This window comes from Falsochrobactrum ovis, from assembly GCF_003259955.1.
Taxonomy (GTDB): domain Bacteria; phylum Pseudomonadota; class Alphaproteobacteria; order Rhizobiales; family Rhizobiaceae; genus Brucella; species Brucella ovis_A.
Genome location: NZ_QLMK01000015.1, coordinates 18,342 through 35,996 on the forward strand (window position 1 = coordinate 18,342; position 17,655 = coordinate 35,996).

The following is a 17,655-nucleotide window of genomic DNA, read 5'->3' on the forward strand; positions in this document are numbered from 1 at the left end:
CTTCAAACCGGGCGACAATCAGCCTGTTTGAAACGATTCCCGGAGATATGAATGTTCGATAACCACACACAGAATACAATAATCGAAATGGCGATCAGATCCGATATTGAACCGGCCGCCTTACTTGCCGTGGTTGAAGTCGAAAGCGGTGGACGTGCATTGTTCGACGTTAACGGACAAAAAGAACCCGCAATCCGCTTTGAAGGGCATTATTTTGACCGTCGTCTAAGCGGCAGCTTACGCGAAAGGGCGCGAAAAGAAGGCCTCGCATCTCCGCATGCGGGAAGAATACCTAATCCACGATCCCAATCAGGCCGATGGTTGTTGTTAAATCGCGCTATGAAATTAAACCGCATTGCCGCACTTGAATCCACGTCCTGGGGTCTTGGGCAAGTGATGGGCGCTCACTGGGAATGGTTGGGTTTCGAAAGCATCGATGCATTAACTGCGCAGGCACGCAATTCGATCGGCGGTCAGGTTGTTCTGATGCTACGCTTCATCCAGAAAGCTGGATTGATCAGCGAGCTTCAGGCCAAAGACTGGCGAAATTTTGCTCGCCGGTATAATGGCCCGGCATTCGCACGCAATCAATATGATGTAAGAATGGCTGTAGCCTATGATCGCTGGATGCAAAACCTTAGCCAACTTCGCGTCGCCTGATCACTTCCACTGCGCATCGGTCTTGATGTTGCAGTTTTCAGCTCCCAGTTTTTCAACGTCACTTTCCTCACTGTAGACAAATGCACTCCGTGGCTCTAAATCGATTGTAACTTCAACATTTACAATCGAGCCCAATATGTCTCAGAAAACCGACCTCCTCGTCCCTGTCCTCCAAGGTCAATCGGTTATCCCGGTTTTACTGATTGATAAGGTGGAACATGCGGTCCCGCTTGCTCGTGCTTTGGCAGAAGGAGGACTTCCTGCCATCGAAATCACTTTGCGCACTACCGCAGCCTTGGATGCTATTCGCGCAGTCGCTGCGGAAGTCCCAGAGGCTATTGTCGGTGCGGGCACCATTCTAGACGCCAAACATTACGAAGAAGCCGCTGCTGCCGGGTCTCGTTTTATCGTTAGCCCAGGCGTGACCAAAAATATTCTGGCAGCGGCGCAGAATAGCGAAGTTCCGCTTCTTCCTGCTGCAATCACGCCCGCTGAAATGCTCTCGCTGCGCGACGAAGGCTATCGGTATATGAAATTTTTTCCAGCCGAACAGGCAGGCGGCGCGGCCTTCCTAAAAGCTTTGTCCTCACCACTATCGGATATTTTCTTTTGCCCGACCGGTGGCATCAGCCTTTCCAATGCTGAAAACTATCTCGCATTACCAAATGTAGTTTGCGTTGGTGGCTCATGGGTCGCACCAAAAAATCTCGTAGAAGCGGGCGATTGGTCCGGCATCACGCGTCTTGCACGCGAAGCAGCCGCGCTAAAAGCATGAACCACATGGTTTAATTCAAAAAAGGGGCCTTCGCGGCCCCTTTTATTTTGATCCTTAATTCGTTTCCGAGAATCTCGCGACAGCGAGGAAAGTAACCGCGTTGCCACTGAACTGATGAACGCGCTGTCTTGGCAATTCTCCGCGCTGGAAGCCGGTTGTATAGACCATTGTCGGGGCCGAACGCAGCGCGTCATTACGCAGATGCGGGCTGGTTTCCGGTGCCCTTTGCATCATGGACTGCGCCATAACCACATCGGGTGTTGGCAGAAGCGGTGGCTGCACAATCGGTTTTGGGCGCGAAGAAGATTTAGCTGCATAACGTGCGCCCTTCGCGGTCGTCCGCACGCCGGTGTCGATCTTCTCGCCCACAGCAGCTGTCTGCTCACTCACCTTACGCGCAATTGGCGCCATGGAAGCAGTTTGCACCGGGGCAATTCGTTCAGCCAATGGCTTTGCGGGCTCTGGTTTTTTGGCGACCGCTACAGTTTCGTCCTCAAAATCATCTTCGGGAGGCCCAATCAGCTCACCAATCTCGTCTTTTGGCGAGACCATAGCAAGTTGAGTATCCCGACGAGGAGCCGGTTGAGGCAATGGATGTTTCAACGCATCCTCTGCGCTCATGGGTGCCGGAGCGCCTGCATCGGCTAAGACAGCCATATCCTCGGCTGCATTGTTTACGATTTCGGCAATCGCATCCTGCGCGGCGGGTTGGTCGTCAATTTCGGGGCGCGCTACAGGAACCGCAACGGAAGCCAATTGGATTAAATCCGCTTGAGCATGCGGCCGCGTTCCTGGAACAGGGACATAACCGGTTAAGAGCGTCGATGTGGAAGCATCCGCCACCTGTTGGATCATATCAGCATCATTATCCACCGCCGCAACGGTAGAGTCAGCCAGTTGACCAGCAATTGTCAGTGCGACGGGATCTTGCGCTGCAATGGCTGGTTTAAGAGCCGGAACCGGAATGTTGAGCGCGACAACCGGAGCTTCAACCTCCGCTGGCGCTTGCTCAACAACCGCATCGGGGCGCGGAGCTGCCACCGGACGCGGCACATCGCGAGCAGGCAATGCTGCAATCAAAGTCTCGGGCTGCTGCTGGATAGGCTGCGCAGGAGCAACTGTTGGAGCTCGACGTGCCGGGGCGGCACGCGCAGGCGTGGCGCGAGCAGGCCGAGCGCTATCATTATTATCTTCTTCCTCATCGGCGCCGCCGCCAAATATCGCGCCCAATAACGTCTTTTTCTTTGGACTGCTGGAAGAACTACTAGCGATCATGATTTCGCCACCGGATGCTTTACGCTTTTCCAGCATTGCCAATGCTTGCTGATAGCCGGGCAATGGCTTTCCGTCGCTAGGAAGATGCACTGTTTTGCCGTCGGGGAACAATGCCAATAGCTCACGGCGGCTCATGCGCGGCCACGACCGGACATTGCCCACATCCAGATGCACGAAAGGCGAGCCGGAGCGGGGATAATAGCCGACGCCGCCAAGCTGATAGCGCATAGCAATGCTACGCAGTTTCGCAAGAGGCACGCCAGGTATGAAAAAGTCCATGGCTCGCCCTAAAGTATGCTGGCTCTTCTTGGCCACACCGCTTGATCTGGCGCGCAGCATATTATTCGTCGCGGGAGAACGATAAGCCGAAACGACGGTGATATATTGGTTTGACCCGGTCGCGCGGTAAACCTGCCAAATGAGATCAAAGAGTCTTGGATCCATCTTGGTAGGTTCGTTTCGACGCCAATCACGCAGAAACACGTTCAAACGCTTCAGCCCATCAGACAGATAGCGACCGTTTTTCTTGAATGTGATCTCTGCCTTTTCACCCGTATGGACATAATAGAGCTTGAGAGAACGGGTTTCAGCCGTCGCTTGGGACGGCGAAAACATCGTTAAGGCTCCTGCCGCCAAAAGCGCGGCGACGGTGAAATTACCGAACCGGCGCATGGATGCAGACATTCCTGTCCTGATTTTCGCGATCCGCGCTTTTAGGGTCGATATGCTGCTCATTGAATCGTATCGCCTTACCGTTAAGAGCCTCTATGGCCTCGTCAGAGGTCTGCATTAAAAATGCGTGATCTCCGATTATCCGATTTAATGGTTAATGGACGCTTAGTGAACAACAAATGCGGAGACACCATGGCAAGAAAGCCACACATATGCATCTATTATTATTTATAATGAAAAAATTGTTAACAATTTTTGGCTTTGCTCAAATACTCGCAAACTTAACAGGCGGCTGTAAATTGACGTATTTTCAACAGGTTAATGGAAAAATTGGCAGAAAAATCATTCGGATTTGCACCCAGGCGCTTCCTCTGTCTCGCGTTTGCATCGCCCGCTCATATTCGCCACATCGATGCCGTATTCCTTGAGTTTGCGATATAAAGTCGTTCTGCCAATGCCTAAACGGCGCGCCACTTCACTAAGTTGACCCTCATAATGGTCAATGGCGAGGCGAATTGCATCTTCTTCGATCTGCGCAAGCGATCGCACCTGACCGTTATAATCAACACCGCTAATCGTCCCGCCGCGAGCATAAGCGGGAGCGTTTGGCAATGAAAGGTCAAAACCTATATCTGTCGTCTCGAGATTGCCTGATGAAATATTCGTTCGAATCCCGGTAAAGCGAAAATCCCGCACGGTCAGCTCGGTATTCTCACACATCAACACCGCCTGATATAGGGCGTTTTTCAATTCGCGCACATTATCAGGCCAGTAGTATTTTTTAAGTTGTTCTAGAGCAAAGGGCGAAATACCTCTGATATGTCCGCGCCGTTCTTCGCTGGAAAAACAAAGCAGAAAGCGATGTGCGAGATAGGGAATATCTTCAATCCGATCGCGCAAAGGCGGCATTTTGATTGAAAAAGATGAAAGCCAATAATAGAGGCCGGCATGGAACCGCCCCATATGCACCAGACCTAACAGCGACCTGCTGCTAGATGCAATAATGCGAATATTCTCGACCTGATTTGAATGAACCAATTCAAATAGTTTTCGCTGTATCGAAACGGATAAAAAGCTAATTTCATCAAAGTAGAACACGCCGCCATGACCCGCGCAAACCGTATCTGCAAGTTTCTCGGAAAGGGGGGAATCTTCACAAAGAGAAGCCGTGTCAGAACCGCTGCATAAAGCGGCTTTCAGATTTTCAAGGGTGAGTGTGCGGCAATCGAGTGTAAGAAAGCTTTCTGGACCAGCCGTTTCATTATAACAGATCGCGCGTGCTAGGGTCTTTTTGCCCGTACCCGGCTCACCTTCGATAAGAAATGGCGCATCAAGCGCGGCAATCCGACGGGCAAGCCTGATAACTTTCTCCATTTCCGGACTTTTGGTCACCATATCGCACAATTGCATCTGGCTCTTAATCGATCGTCTCTGACGTCGGAGCTCATTGGCAAGAGCGTCGAGCTTAAGAGCATTTGCTACGGAGATTTGAAGCCGTTCACACGCAACAGGCTTGGTGACAAAATCCACCGCTCCCAACTTGATGGCGCACATGGCCATATTCATATCATCATTGGGAACCAGTGCTATAACAGGTGTATCAATCCTTGCCTGCGCGATCCGCTTTAGCAATGTGTAGCCATCCAGATCATGCATGGCCACATCAAGCACGATGAGACCAATATCCTTGCGACTTTGAATGGCTGATAAGGCCCCAATGCCGCTATCAGCAAGTATCGTACGGTGGCCCATACGAAGAATTGACGCTTCCAGGCAGCGAAGCTGGGACGAATCATCATCCGCTATAAGGATACGCGTACTCATGGTGAATTTGTTACCAGCAGGCCCAGAACCCCAACAGCCCAATTTATTGTAGGTATGGTTTTGGTTTTGCCCGCACTTGAAAAAGTAACCCGCCAAGCGCAAGAACGCCACGGCACGCATAGGCTGATCATCCGCCTCGCAAGTTCTGCCTCACTTGGCCCCTTGGCCTCATGCAAAAGACGTGCGAAAAGAACGGCAACAGGAGAATATCATGCAATTGTTTTCACCAGCTTGTTCAATCCATATGTCAACCTCCGCGGGAGAAGCGGGTTCAGCGCCAAAGCTCGTTCTTGACAATTTGCCAGAATGGGACCTCAGCGATCTTTATCCCTCGCCCGATAGTGAAGAGCTTTCCCGAGATATTGAAAAAGCTGCGCAGGATGCAGCGGATTTCGAGCGGCGCTGGAAAGGCAAGCTCGGTGAAGAACTCGCCAAAGAAAAGGGCGGTAATTTTGCCGATGCCATCCGTGAATATGAAGCATTGGGCGATCTCATGGGCCGTATCGGCTCATTCGCAGGGCTTTATTATTATAGCGACACCAGCGATCCCGAAAGGATCAAGCTATTTGGTGACATCCAACAAAAGCTGACGGATGCAAATACGCCGCTTATTTTCTTCGGTCTTGAGATCAACAGAATTGATGATGACACGCTTGAACGGGCGATGAACTCCAATCCCGATATCGGGCATTATCGGCCCTGGCTCGAAGATCTGCGGATAGAAAAACCTTACCAGCTTGACGACAAGCTGGAGCAGCTTTTCCATGAAAAATCGATCACCGGTTACAGTGCATGGAACCGGCTATTTGACGAAACCATATCCAGCCTGCGCTTTGAAATTGACGGTGAGCAGCTGCCAATCGAGCCGACGCTTAACCTATTGCAAGATCCAAAAAGCGCCGTCCGCAAAAAAGCTTCGGAAGCGCTGGCAAAAACTTTTGCTGCTAATCTGCGCACTTTTACGCTCATCACCAATACTTTGGCAAAAGATAAAGAAATCTCTGACCGCTGGCGCGGTTTTGAAGATATTGCCGATAGCCGCCACCTGGCCAACCGGGTTGAGCGCGAGGTGGTGGATGCTTTGGCAAAGGCAGTCGAAGACGCCTATCCGCGCCTGTCGCACCGCTATTATGCGCTAAAAGCAAAATGGCTGGGCCTCGAAAAGCTAGAAAACTGGGACCGCAACGCGCCATTGCCAGAAACTTCGCAGACGCTTATTCCCTGGGATGAGGCACGCGAAACCGTTCTCACTGCCTATAGTAATTTTGCGCCTGAAATGGCCAAAATTGCCCAGAAATTCTTTGATAAGAACTGGATTGATGCATCCGTTCGTCCGGGCAAGGCACCCGGTGCTTTTGCCCATCCGACGGTGCCTTCCGCTCACCCCTATGTTCTTGTCAACTATATGGGCAAGCCGCGCGATGTTATGACATTGGCTCATGAATTAGGGCATGGTGTGCATCAGGTTCTGGCCGGTTCACAAGGTGCGCTGATGGCTTCCACACCGCTGACGCTGGCTGAAACAGCGTCGGTCTTTGGCGAAATGCTCACCTTCCGTTCCATGCTTGAGCGCACCGGCGACAAGCGCGAACGCAAGGCCATGCTAGCGCAAAAAGCCGAAGATATGATCAATACGGTGGTCAGGCAGATCGCATTTTACCAGTTCGAACGCCGCGTTCATACCGAACGGCGTGAGGGCGAACTCACTTCTGAGCGTATTGGCGAAATCTGGATGGATGTTCAGCGAGAAAGCCTAGGCGACGCTGTAAACCTTAATCCGGGATATGAAACCTTCTGGACCTATATTCCGCATTTCATCCACTCGCCCTTCTATGTCTACGCCTATGCTTTTGGCGATTGTCTGGTCAACTCGCTTTATGCAGTTTACCAAAATGCAGAAAAAGGCTTTCAGCAAAAATATTTTGACATGCTGCGTGCCGGCGGCACCAAGCATCATACGGAATTGCTGGCACCCTTTGGGCTTGATGCTACGGATCCAGCTTTCTGGAGCAAAGGCCTATCGGTGATTGAAGGCATCATCGACGAATTGGAAGCAATGGAAGACTGAAATCGCCGTGAGCCAGTCGGGCAAAGACCAGCCACTTATTCTGTTTCGCGATGATAAGGCGGGGCGTGAAGTTCTCTTCACCTCGCCTTCATCGATAATCTGTGCAAATAATCCGCAAGAATTTGAAACAGCATGGGATAGGCTACAAGACGCCCATGAGAGCGGGAAATGGCTTGCAGGCTATCTATCCTATGAGGCCGGTTATCTTCTAGAACCAAAACTCAGGCCGCTTTTACCTGATGGCCGAAAGGTTCCGCTCTTATGTTTTGGGGTTTTTGATGGCCCGCAAGAAGGAACTATCACCGCAGGCGGTGGTCGATCTTTTCTGCGCAATCCTGTTGCTCAATGGAGTTTTGATGAATACCAAACACGCTTTGAGCGCTTGCATCGACATTTACGCGAAGGCGATTGCTATCAGGGCAATCTGACTTTTCCTGTTCATGCAGAATGGGGCGGTGACCCGCTGACGCTATTTGAAAATCTGGCCCAGCGACAACCCGTGCGCTATGCCACTTATTGCAGCCTTGGGGGCCCGCTCATACTGTCGCGGTCGCCTGAACTCTTTTTCGAAGTGGATAATGCTGGCTGGATCGAAACCCATCCGATGAAAGGCACAATGCCCCGGGGCGAAACACCAGAAGCAGACGAGAAAAATCGCCAATTTTTGCTAAATGACCCCAAAAATCAGGCGGAAAATCGAATGATTGTCGACCTGTTGCGTAATGATATTTCGCTCATCACAGAGGTGGGAACTCTGGAAGTGCCTGAGCTTTTCCGGGTTGAATCCTATCCAACTGTACATCAAATGATCAGCCGCGTACGCGCCCGGCTGAACAAGGGTCTGAGCCTACGGGATATTTTTGCCGCACTTTTTCCCTGCGGTTCAATCACCGGTGCGCCAAAAATCAGCGCAATGGAAATTCTACGTCGTCTAGAGAACGCCCCACGCAATATTTATTGCGGATCTCTGGGATGGATTGAACCGGGCGGGCGTATGCGTTTCAATGTAGCAATCCGGACACTATCGCTTCACGAAGAGAATCGTGCGATTTTTGGCGTCGGAGGCGGCGTTATCTTCGATTCAACGCCGCAGGAGGAGTATGAAGAATGTCTTCTGAAAGCGCGTTTCGCGACGGGAAAGAAACCACAACAACCCTAATCCCGGAAAATCCTGATTTTCAGCTTATCGAAACCATGCGGTGGGAGCCCGAGACCGGGATTTTACGAGGGAAACGTCACCTAGATCGGCTTGAAAATTCCGCCCATATATTGGGTTTTCAATTCAATATGGATGCGATCAAGCAGAAATTATCACAAGCACTGCATGGCACAAACCCGCTGCGGGTGCGGCTGGCGCTGGCACCAGACGGAACAATTGATCTCAATAAATCCGAATTTATTCCAACACCGCAAGGCAGCATATGGAACATCGCCATAGCAACAATACCGCTTTCATCAAAAGATCCGTTACTTCGGTATAAAACTACCCGACGTCAAACCTATCTGGCCGCAAGGGACGAATTTTCATCTACCGAAATAGATGAAGTCATTTTGCTCAATGAAAAAGGCCAAGTGTGCGAAGGCACGATAAGCTCGATATTTATAGATCTGGGCGGTGATATATTGATCACGCCACCATTAGATTGCGGATTGCTGGATGGTGTTTTGCGTCGCGAACTTTTGGATGAGGGAACCGTTAGAGAAGGTTCATTTACGTTGCAGGAACTTAAGGAGGCGCACAAAATCTATGTCGGCAATTCGCTTCGCGGGCTTATTCCGGCAAAACTGATTTGCTGACAGGCGGTTATTTGCAACGGATAATGTACCATGTGCCCAGATCGCCAATTCTGGGCGCGTGGTCAACCAGCGCTCATGCGACCGCCTCACCCGTGCCAATTCCTATGTTCATGCCAATGCCCAGCCTGTGAACTACGAATTGTCAGCGCTCATTTGTGCATTTGAGCACGCAATTAACAGCAAAGTTTTATGCTAACGATTGCAGCAATTTAACAAAAGTGGTGTTATAAGTCCCGGAAAATGCTTCTTGATGAGTTCTGATTCATCGTCTGTGTGATTAGATTAAGGAGAAATGGACATGAAAAGCATGCGCATAATTGGTCCGCTGATGGTCATGTCTGTTGTACTTAGTGCATGTGTCGCTACAGGTCCCGGTGGCGGCGGCAATGTGCCGGTGGTTTCGCGTACTCCAGCAGGGATCAATGGAAACTGGGTGGATGCGAACGGCATTGTCTCATCCTTTAACAACGGTTTCTTTGAAACCAGAACGACCGATACCAATGAACGTCTCGCCGAAGGAAATTACCGCAATATTTCGCCCCAACTGGTAGAAATCGATCTGCGTTCTATCGTGCGCGGCACCTCGTCTAAGGTTAATTGCGCACTGGTTTCACCATCGCAACTCAATTGCACATCATCGGCTGGCTCGCACTTTACGCTGACCCGACAGGCAAGGGGATAATCCCCACGCCCTGCGGGGTGCGCTGCCGTGTCCGAATTGTAATTTGTCATATTTACTCTACTTTCCAGCCAACAGGAATCGAAAGTGAGTGATATGAACAGGACGGAAACTGTTATGAGCGCGGCGCATGATCAAACTTCTTCGGTGAAAAAGCCGAAGGTGGGTGTTCTTCTGGTCAATCTGGGAACCCCAGATGGTACTAGCTATGCGCCTATGCGCCGCTATCTGGCGGAGTTTCTATCTGATCGCCGCGTCATCGAATGGCCACGCCTTATCTGGTATCCAATTCTTCATGGCATCGTGCTGATGTCGCGCCCTAAGCGTTCTGGCAAAATGTATGACCGCATCTGGAACCGTGAGCGCAATGAATCGCCGCTGCGCACCTATACAAGATCACAAAGTGAAAAACTTGCAGAAGCCCTGAAAGAATATCCAAATGTGGTTGTGGATTGGGCTATGCGTTATGGGCAGCCCTCAATCGAAACGGTGACTAACCGGCTTTTGCAGCAAGGTTGCGAGCGGATCGTGATGTTTCCGCTTTACCCGCAATATTCGGCAACCACCACTGGTACTGTAATTGACAAATTCTTTGAAGCGCTGATGAAAAAGCGCTTTGTGCCAGCTGTAAGAGTGGTGCCGTCTTACGAAGTTGAGCCTGTTTATATTGAAGCAATTGCGCGCTCAATAGAGGAACATCTGGCGACACTTGATTTCAAACCTGAAATCATACTCGCTTCCTATCACGGCATTCCGAAAAACTATTCCGATAAGGGCGATCCGTATCGACAACAATGTCTGGAGACCTCTCGTTTGCTGCGGGCACGATTGGGGATGGACGAGAAACAATTCCGCTCTACATTTCAATCCCGCTTTGGTCCCGAGGAATGGCTCAAGCCCTATACGGATGATACCGTTGAAGAACTTGCCAAGCAGGGTGTAAAATCCATGGCGGTTCTCAATCCGGGCTTTGTCGTCGATTGCCTTGAGACAGTGGATGAAATCGGCAATGAAGCGGCCGAGGAATTTCTTGAGAATGGCGGCGAGAATTTCAGCCATATTCCATGCCTGAACGATACAGAACTGGGCATGAAAGTGATTGAGACATTGGTACGTCGCGAATTGCAAGGTTGGGTGTAATAATCATACACTCATAATGTAATCTTCATGCCAGTGAAGAACTGGCCAGCGCAATGCTGACCAGTCAGCTGACAAAGGATCAGATGATGAGCGGTTTTGATATTACATTACTCATTCTTGTAGCGCTTGTTCTTCTCGCTCTCTTTGCTGGCATTAAAACCGTTCCGCAAGGGTATCATTATACGGTTGAGCGTTTTGGTCGTTATACCAGAACGCTCTCGCCCGGATTAAATCTGATTGTTCCATTTTTCGATCGTATTGGCGCTCGTTTAAACATGATGGAACAGGTTCTGGATGTACCAACTCAAGAGGTTATCACCCGCGACAATGCCATTGTCGGCGTTGATGGTGTGGCGTTCTATCAGGTGCTGAACGCTGCGCAGGCCGCCTATCAGGTTTCAGACCTGCAATATGCGATCCTCAATCTGACCATGACCAATATTCGTACTGTTATGGGTTCGATGGATCTCGACGAGTTACTTTCCAATCGTGACGCAATTAACGACCGGCTGCTGCGTGTGGTTGATGAAGCTGCGCATCCGTGGGGGCTTAAAATGACCCGGGTCGAGATCAAAGATATTGATCCGCCGGCAGATATCGTCGCCTCCATGGCCCGACAAATGAAAGCAGAACGTGACAAACGCGCTCTTGTGCTTGAGGCCGAGGGCGACCGCAATGCGCAAATCTTGCGGGCGGAAGGGCAAAAACAATCTCAGATTCTTGAAGCTGAAGGTAAGCTTGAAGCTGCAAAACGCGAAGCCGAAGCGCGTGAACGGCTGGCCGAAGCCGAAGCAAAAGCAACCACGATGGTTTCTGAAGCGGTTGCAGGCGGCAATGTGCAGGCCCTCAATTATTTTGTGGCGCAAAGATATACCGAAGCTCTCGGCAATATTGCCAGCGCCAATAATCAAAAAGTCATCCTTATGCCGCTGGAAGCAAGCGCGCTGATTGGCTCTTTGGGTGGGATTGGAGCAATTGCCAAAGAAGTCTTTGGCGATGGCAATAATCCCGTCAATCCGTCGGCTACGCAACCTGGCCCCAGTCCACGCACTCGCAGCGTACCGCCTACAAATCGCAGCTAGTTTTAGGATTCCGGGATGATATTGGATTTTCTTGTCAGTTTGGGCATTTGGAACTGGATCGTATTTGGTCTCGTCCTGCTCATTCTGGAAATCCTAGCACCCGGCATTTTCTTCATCTGGTTTGCTCTGGCGGCACTCGTGACCGGATCAATCGCGTTGCTTGTCGGGACAGACAGCGGTTTTAGCTGGCAAGTTCAAAGCATTATATTCCTTGTTCTTGCTGTAATTTTTGTTTTGATCGGACGCAGAGCATTCGGCGTGAAAAATTTACCCGGTGATCCTCTGCTCAATCAACGTGGACAACAATTGATTGGTCAAAGAGCCACTCTGACGGAGCCGATTATCAATGGTCGTGGCCGCATCAAAATTAACGACACATCTTGGCGGGTCAAAGGCCCCAATCTTCCTGCTGGCACAGAAGTAAGCGTAGTGGCGTTTGACCCCAATAATTTGGAACTGGCTATTAATACGGTGACGGATGAGCAATAATATTGCTATCCGCTATGCCGCACCAATACGCAACAAATCGTGGAAATGCACGATCCCGACAGGCTTTGAGTCTTCAACCACGAGCAATACGCTGATGTGGTGTTCTTCGAGCAAACTCATCGCAGCGCCAACCAGCGTTTGAGGTGAGACCGTCTTGGGATTGCTCGTCATCACCTCATCAACCGACAATTCCGACAGGTTGCGGTGCAGATTGCGCGAAAGGTCGCCATCCGTAATGATGCCCGCGAGATTTCCCGCTTCATCAACCACCCCAACACAGCCAAAACGCTTATGCGACTGAACTTTCATCGCTTCGGGCATAGATGTGCCAATTTTTACCAACGGCACCCGATCATCGCGATGCATTACCTCGCGAATATGGGTAAGGCTTGCCCCCAGTGATCCACCGGGATGGAAGGTGCGAAAATCCGTCGGCGAGAATCCACGCGCTTCCAACAGCGCGATAGCGAGCGCGTCACCCATGGCGAGTTGCAATAGGGTCGAAGTTGTCGGCGCAAGGCCATGTGGGCAGGCTTCGGCGACCTTTGGCAAGATCAGAGGGACCGTGGCAGCTCGACCCAAGGCCGAATCTTCGCGCGAAGTAACGGCAATCAACGGGATGCGAAAGCGTTGCGAATAATTGACCATTCCCCGCAATTCCGCTGTCTCACCAGACCATGACAGAGCGAGGATAACATCATCGCGCCCGACCATGCCCAGATCACCGTGATTGGCCTCGGCTGCATGGACGAAAAAAGCAGGTGTACCGGTGGATGCAAAAGTGGCGGCAAGTTTTGCGCCAACATGCCCGCTTTTGCCAAGACCGGTCAAAATCACCCTGCCCTTTGCTTCGGCAATCGTTTGTACCGCTTGGGCAAAGGGTGCAGCAAGCCCATTGCGCAGAGCATCCTCAAGCGCTTCTAGGCCGGCATTTTCGGTCTTGATCGTACGGAGAGCTGAAGCAATAGCTGCTTGAGCTATATCTGGTGTTTGGGTCGGGTCAAGCTTTGTCATGGGGCATACGGTTAGCGTTTTCAGAAAGTAAAGTCCAAAGATTTATTCCTGAATAAGGCGGACAAATGGTTTCGGAAATAAAGAATTAACCATGTCCGTTTACTCTCCAGCTACCACGTTGCAACAGTTTGAAGTCACAATGCTTTTTGCTCTGAACCCCAATGATGGCTGCGCATATCAACCCCGCAGGTTAAAAACCCTGCTTTGGGCGGGTGTCGTCATGGCAATAAGCACATTCCCTCTTCATGCACAGGAAAGCCTTCTGCGCGGCAGTATTGACGACAATTTCAATGCGATAGGTGGCGATTTTTCAGCAAATCAGAGCGATTTAAGCGGCGACAGCGGATTTTCCCAATCTGACGGGAATGATAGGTTTTATAATGCTGATCCTGATTTGACGCCCGTCGACAATATTCGGACCAGCGCAATTGGTCCCATTTCGCCCCCCGATCGGGAAAGCTCAACGCGGGAAAATCTGCCGCAACCGGCTGAACAAGGCCGCCAGGTCAACGCAGATGAAGATCCTTTCGCGCCTATTGGCATCCGGGCCGGCAGTTTCATTCTGCGTCCCTCACTGGAGCAAGGCATTCGCGCCACCTCAAACGGCAGTAATGGCCCTAATGGCTCAAGTGCTGTTCTATCAGAAACCACATTGCGAGTTGATGCACGCTCTGACTGGTCTCGTCATGAGGCGAATATCAACGCCTCCGGCACGCTAAGTGAATCGATTTCGGGCGAGAATGTCTCGCAGCCCCGAATGGATATTCAAAGCGGGCTGCGCCTCGATATAACCGAGCAGACAGCAATAAGGGCCACGGGAAATTACCATTTACGACGTGAAAGCGCATCAAATCCCAACAGCATTATTGGTGCTCTAAAGCGCCCGATCGTTCAGACCATCGGGGGCAGCTTGGGTGCAGAACACGATACGGGCCTGATATTTGGCAGTGCTGACGCTCGGATTCAACGCAATATTTATGGGAATGCTAAGCTCGCCTCTGGCGGTTCTTTAAGCCAAAAAGATCGCGATAACACCTATGCCAGCATATTGTTACGCAGTGGCTTTGCTATTTCGCCAGCCCTAAAACCCTTCGTTGAGCTGGAACTTGGCAAACGGAAATTCGACGAAACAATTGATCGCAATGGCTATGAACGCAGTGGAACGCAATATGCGTTACGCGGTGGCTTGATGTTTGATCGGGGTGAAAAATTTAATGGCGAGATCGCGGCTGGCTATATGCGCGCCAATTTTGATGACTCGCGACTTTCCGATATTTCCGGCCCATCGATTTCCGCACGGATTAATTGGTCACCGCTGCGCGGCACTGATGTAAATCTATTTGCCCAAACTGTGGTCGATACCTCCACCTCCCCCGACATATCCGGATCACTGCTTTACTTTGCCAGCATTGATGTCACCCATCGGGTGCGGTCAGACCTGAGCCTGACCGGAAGGCTTGATCTGGATATGCGCGACAACAAAGATGGAAGCGGTCATGATTATACAATCGGAGCTCAAATCGGCGCCACCTATTGGATCAACCGTTTTATGGGGATTGATGCAAGGCTGCGGCATGAATTTTTGAACAGCCAAGTTGCTTGGCGTGAATATCGCTCAAACAGCATCTATGTTGGAATGAAACTGCAGCGCTGAAAAATACCCCGCCTGAATGACGGGGTATTTCTCAGATTATTGTAGCAACTTATTCCGGCTTGATCGTTGCCAAAAGATTGCCAATAGAATCTTCCACCGATGGTCTAATATCTTCACGCCAAAGCGCGAAAGCCACATTGGCCTCAATGAAACCAGCTTTTGACCCGCAGTCAAAAGTCCGGCCTTGATAGTTAAAGCCGTAGAATTTCTGCTGATCCGCCAGTTTCAACATAGCGTCGGTGAGCTGTATCTCATTACCTGCGCCTTTTTCTTGCGTGCTCAAAAGATCAAAAATCTCCGGTTGAAGAATATAGCGTCCGTTAATATAGAGATTGGAAGGTGCAGTACCTTTCGCGGGTTTTTCAACCATGCGATTGATTTCAAAACCATTGCCCACGGTTTCGCCCTTACCGACAATACCGTATTTATGCGCTTCCTCTGGATCACATTCTTGCACAGCTACGATATTGCCGCCAGTCCGCTCATAGAGTTCGACCATTTCGGCAAGGCAACCTTTTTTCGATTGCATCACCATATCCGGCAGCAACAGCGCAAAAGGTTCGTTGCCCACAAGCTCGCGCGCACACCAAACCGCATGGCCAAGGCCTAGCGGCACCTGCTGGCGGGTGAAACTGGTTGTCCCCGGCTCAGGCTGTAAGCGCTGCATATGTTCCAGCTCGTCGGTCTTGCCGCGTTCAGCAAGGGTTGAATACAACTCCACCTGCGCATCAAAATAATCTTCGATAACAGCTTTGTTGCGGCCAGTGACGAAAATTAGATGTTCGATTCCAGCTTCACGCGCTTCATCAACCACATATTGAATGACTGGCTTGTCAACGACGGTCAGCATTTCTTTGGGGATTGATTTTGTAGCAGGAAGGAAGCGGGTCCCCAGGCCAGCAACGGGGAAAACAGCCTTGCGGATTTTACGAATCGAACTCATTCCTCTCCTCAAAATTCAAAATTGTTAATGTCTTTAATCGGTTTAATGACACTGGGGCTAGATACCACAAAATGATTGAAAGCTCCCAATTGTGCCATCACATTACATTATCTCGTCGTAATGCTGCTTGATCAGACGTTTTCTGATCGCAAAAGCGCGAACAGACCAACATCATTGAGATGGTAAACCAAATGCTAACCTGCAAGGCGTAATATACGTTCCAGTGTCGGCCTCAAATTCATCTCGTACTTCTATTATCATATTTGTACGCTATCGAGGCCTAAGAAAGACTTTAGCCGCAAGGCAGTTAACGCTTGCAGAAGGGAAACACAGAATGCTGCGATTTCCACACCCACGCCGCAGAGGCATAGGCGTCCGTTTTACGGCTGCGCTCGCCGTCGCCCTCACCATATCTGGATTTGGCGTCAGTTCCGCTTCTGCTGATGCCAATTTTCGTAAATGGGTGGCCGGTTTTCGCAATACAGCTATTCAAAGCGGCGTGACCCCATCCACATTTGACCTTGCTTTTAAAGGTGTGACAGCACCCGATCCGGTCGTACTGGAAAAAGCGCGCTACCAGCCGGAATTCACCGAGCCAATCTGGAGCTATATCGATAATCGTGTGAATGAAAATTCGATCTCTGTCGGTCAAAGCATGGCGCGCAAATGGGGTCCATGGCTGAAACGTATCGAACAGCGGTTTTCAGTCAGCCCGAACATTCTCTTGGCCATCTGGTCTATGGAAAGTAATTACGGCGAGGTTCTCAAACGCGATGATGTGATGCGAGATGCTATTCGCTCGCTGGCAACGCTGGCTTATGCGGATAAGCGCCGCGCAAAATTCGGACGCACGCAATTAATTGCGGCAATGAAAATTCTTCAAACCCGCGACATTGACCGTAGTCATCTTAGCGGCTCATGGGCGGGTGCAATGGGCCATACCCAATTTATTCCGACCAGCTATCTTGCCTATGCAGTGGATATGGACGGCAATGGCAAGCGCGATATCTGGAACTCAGTTCCGGATGCTTTGGCAACCGCCGCAAACCTGCTTCATCGCAATGGCTGGCAGCCAGGCCGGACTTGGGGGTATGAGGTGATCTTACCTGCCGGACGCAAATTTCCAGCCGGAAATTTGACAATTGCTGAGTGGCGCAAACTCGGCCTCGTCCGAGCCAATGGCCGCGCTTTCCCTGATCCAAATGAAGTCGCCACTTTGAAAGTTTTTGACGGACGTGAAGGCCCGGTCTTCCTGATGACCAAAAACTTCAATGTTTTGAAGCGTTATAATAATGCCGATAAATATGCATTGGCCGTGGGCCTGCTGGCCGATCGTATTGGCGGGTATCAGGGGTTAGTGCGCGATTGGAACCGCCCATTCACCCCCATTACCATGAATGAACGCCAAGAACTGCAAAACCGTCTTAAAGAGCTGGGTTATTATGATGGCAAGATTGATGGGCTGATCGGCTCAAGCTCGCGTGCGGCAATTGAGGCTTTCCAAAAGCGCAATGGATTGCAGCAAGACGGACATCCGAGCAAAGAAGTGCTCTCGGTTCTGCGCCGCCGCTAAGTTTTGAAAT

General features: G+C 50.7%; 15 protein-coding genes. 11 read left to right on the forward strand and 4 right to left on the reverse strand.

What is annotated here, in order from left to right; genetic code table 11:
• Nucleotides 1-51: 51 nt before the first annotated feature.
• Together C7374_RS13450 and C7374_RS13455 are read left to right on the forward strand one after the other, a co-directional pair.
• Nucleotides 52-660, forward strand: a complete 609-nt coding sequence (locus C7374_RS13450; RefSeq protein ID WP_111576142.1) for an N-acetylmuramidase family protein — start codon at nucleotides 52-54, stop codon at nucleotides 658-660.
• 136 nt (nucleotides 661-796) lie between these two features.
• On the forward strand, nucleotides 797-1,435 hold the full coding sequence (locus C7374_RS13455; protein WP_111576143.1) for a 2-dehydro-3-deoxy-phosphogluconate aldolase: 639 nt from the start codon (nucleotides 797-799) through the stop codon (nucleotides 1,433-1,435).
• Between the two features lie 54 nt (nucleotides 1,436-1,489).
• Here the strand turns inward: C7374_RS13455 and mepK are convergent, their stop codons facing one another.
• Nucleotides 1,490-3,445, reverse strand: a complete 1,956-nt coding sequence (mepK, locus tag C7374_RS13460; protein WP_111576144.1) for a peptidoglycan L,D-endopeptidase MepK — start codon at nucleotides 3,443-3,445, stop codon at nucleotides 1,490-1,492.
• Between the two features lie 279 nt (nucleotides 3,446-3,724).
• Nucleotides 3,725-5,206, reverse strand: a complete 1,482-nt coding sequence (locus C7374_RS13465; protein ID WP_111576170.1) for a sigma-54-dependent transcriptional regulator — start codon at nucleotides 5,204-5,206, stop codon at nucleotides 3,725-3,727.
• Nucleotides 5,207-5,450: 244 nt separating this feature from the next.
• On the opposite strand from C7374_RS13465, the gene C7374_RS13470 reads away from it, so the two are divergent.
• The 7 genes from C7374_RS13470 to C7374_RS13500 all read left to right on the forward strand — a co-directional run bounded on the left by C7374_RS13470 (nucleotide 5,451) and on the right by C7374_RS13500 (nucleotide 12,461).
• Entirely contained in the window at nucleotides 5,451-7,274 is a 1,824-nt protein-coding gene (locus tag C7374_RS13470) for a M3 family oligoendopeptidase (protein ID WP_342634727.1), read from the forward strand.
• A 7-nt stretch (nucleotides 7,275-7,281) separates the two neighbouring features.
• Complete coding sequence (locus tag C7374_RS13475; protein ID WP_111576146.1) at nucleotides 7,282-8,433, forward strand: aminodeoxychorismate synthase component I; 1,152 nt, start codon at nucleotides 7,282-7,284, stop codon at nucleotides 8,431-8,433.
• Nucleotides 8,382-9,071 carry an aminotransferase class IV family protein gene (locus C7374_RS13480; RefSeq protein WP_111576147.1) on the forward strand — a complete coding sequence of 230 codons (690 nt, stop codon included), beginning with the start codon at nucleotides 8,382-8,384 and terminating at the stop codon, nucleotides 9,069-9,071. The genes C7374_RS13475 and C7374_RS13480 overlap by 52 nt, the downstream gene beginning before the upstream one ends.
• Before the next feature lie 298 nt (nucleotides 9,072-9,369).
• Nucleotides 9,370-9,753, forward strand: coding sequence for an outer membrane lipoprotein Omp10 (gene omp10 / locus C7374_RS13485; protein ID WP_111576148.1), 384 nt, complete (start codon nucleotides 9,370-9,372; stop codon nucleotides 9,751-9,753).
• Between the two features lie 93 nt (nucleotides 9,754-9,846).
• Entirely contained in the window at nucleotides 9,847-10,890 is a 1,044-nt protein-coding gene (hemH, locus tag C7374_RS13490) for a ferrochelatase (RefSeq protein WP_111576149.1), read from the forward strand.
• Nucleotides 10,891-10,976: 86 nt separating this feature from the next.
• Nucleotides 10,977-11,972, forward strand: coding sequence for an SPFH domain-containing protein (locus C7374_RS13495; protein ID WP_111576171.1), 996 nt, complete (start codon nucleotides 10,977-10,979; stop codon nucleotides 11,970-11,972).
• A 15-nt stretch (nucleotides 11,973-11,987) separates the two neighbouring features.
• Nucleotides 11,988-12,461 carry an NfeD family protein gene (locus C7374_RS13500; protein WP_111576150.1) on the forward strand — a complete coding sequence of 158 codons (474 nt, stop codon included), beginning with the start codon at nucleotides 11,988-11,990 and terminating at the stop codon, nucleotides 12,459-12,461.
• A gap of 12 nt (nucleotides 12,462-12,473) precedes the next feature.
• On the opposite strand, the gene C7374_RS13505 is transcribed toward C7374_RS13500, so the two are convergent.
• Nucleotides 12,474-13,475: a KpsF/GutQ family sugar-phosphate isomerase gene (locus C7374_RS13505; RefSeq protein ID WP_111576151.1), complete on the reverse strand. Its 1,002-nt coding sequence runs from the start codon at nucleotides 13,473-13,475 to the stop codon at nucleotides 12,474-12,476.
• Nucleotides 13,476-13,614: 139 nt separating this feature from the next.
• Here C7374_RS13505 and C7374_RS13510 point away from each other — a divergent pair, with 139 nt between their 5' ends.
• Nucleotides 13,615-15,129, forward strand: a complete 1,515-nt coding sequence (locus C7374_RS13510) for an outer membrane beta-barrel protein (protein ID WP_111576152.1) — start codon at nucleotides 13,615-13,617, stop codon at nucleotides 15,127-15,129.
• A 49-nt stretch (nucleotides 15,130-15,178) separates the two neighbouring features.
• Here C7374_RS13510 and galU read toward each other — a convergent pair whose 3' ends face one another.
• Entirely contained in the window at nucleotides 15,179-16,072 is an 894-nt protein-coding gene (galU, locus tag C7374_RS13515) for a UTP--glucose-1-phosphate uridylyltransferase GalU (protein WP_111576153.1), read from the reverse strand.
• Nucleotides 16,073-16,406: 334 nt separating this feature from the next.
• Between galU and C7374_RS13520 the strand changes: the two genes are divergently transcribed.
• Nucleotides 16,407-17,645 carry a lytic murein transglycosylase gene (locus C7374_RS13520; RefSeq protein ID WP_111576154.1) on the forward strand — a complete coding sequence of 413 codons (1,239 nt, stop codon included), beginning with the start codon at nucleotides 16,407-16,409 and terminating at the stop codon, nucleotides 17,643-17,645.
• The last annotated feature ends 10 nt before the right edge of the window (nucleotides 17,646-17,655 follow it).

What these genes read in the sequence shown, in the direction of transcription:
- C7374_RS13510 (WP_111576152.1), top strand. Translation starts at nt 13,615, where the DNA reads ATGCTTTTTGCTCTGAACCCCAATGATGGCTGCGCATATCAACCCCGC.
- C7374_RS13455 (WP_111576143.1), top strand. Translation starts at nt 797, where the DNA reads ATGTCTCAGAAAACCGACCTCCTCGTCCCTGTCCTCCAAGGTCAATCG.
- C7374_RS13470 (WP_342634727.1), top strand. Translation starts at nt 5,451, where the DNA reads ATGTCAACCTCCGCGGGAGAAGCGGGTTCAGCGCCAAAGCTCGTTCTT.
- galU (WP_111576153.1), bottom strand. Translation starts at nt 16,072, where the DNA reads ATGAGTTCGATTCGTAAAATCCGCAAGGCTGTTTTCCCCGTTGCTGGC.
- C7374_RS13495 (WP_111576171.1), top strand. Translation starts at nt 10,977, where the DNA reads ATGAGCGGTTTTGATATTACATTACTCATTCTTGTAGCGCTTGTTCTT.
- C7374_RS13505 (WP_111576151.1), bottom strand. Translation starts at nt 13,475, where the DNA reads ATGACAAAGCTTGACCCGACCCAAACACCAGATATAGCTCAAGCAGCT.
- C7374_RS13520 (WP_111576154.1), top strand. Translation starts at nt 16,407, where the DNA reads ATGCTGCGATTTCCACACCCACGCCGCAGAGGCATAGGCGTCCGTTTT.
- hemH (WP_111576149.1), top strand. Translation starts at nt 9,847, where the DNA reads ATGAACAGGACGGAAACTGTTATGAGCGCGGCGCATGATCAAACTTCT.
- C7374_RS13465 (WP_111576170.1), bottom strand. Translation starts at nt 5,206, where the DNA reads ATGAGTACGCGTATCCTTATAGCGGATGATGATTCGTCCCAGCTTCGC.
- mepK (WP_111576144.1), bottom strand. Translation starts at nt 3,445, where the DNA reads ATGAGCAGCATATCGACCCTAAAAGCGCGGATCGCGAAAATCAGGACA.
- C7374_RS13480 (WP_111576147.1), top strand. Translation starts at nt 8,382, where the DNA reads ATGTCTTCTGAAAGCGCGTTTCGCGACGGGAAAGAAACCACAACAACC.
- omp10 (WP_111576148.1), top strand. Translation starts at nt 9,370, where the DNA reads ATGAAAAGCATGCGCATAATTGGTCCGCTGATGGTCATGTCTGTTGTA.
- C7374_RS13450 (WP_111576142.1), top strand. Translation starts at nt 52, where the DNA reads ATGTTCGATAACCACACACAGAATACAATAATCGAAATGGCGATCAGA.
- C7374_RS13500 (WP_111576150.1), top strand. Translation starts at nt 11,988, where the DNA reads ATGATATTGGATTTTCTTGTCAGTTTGGGCATTTGGAACTGGATCGTA.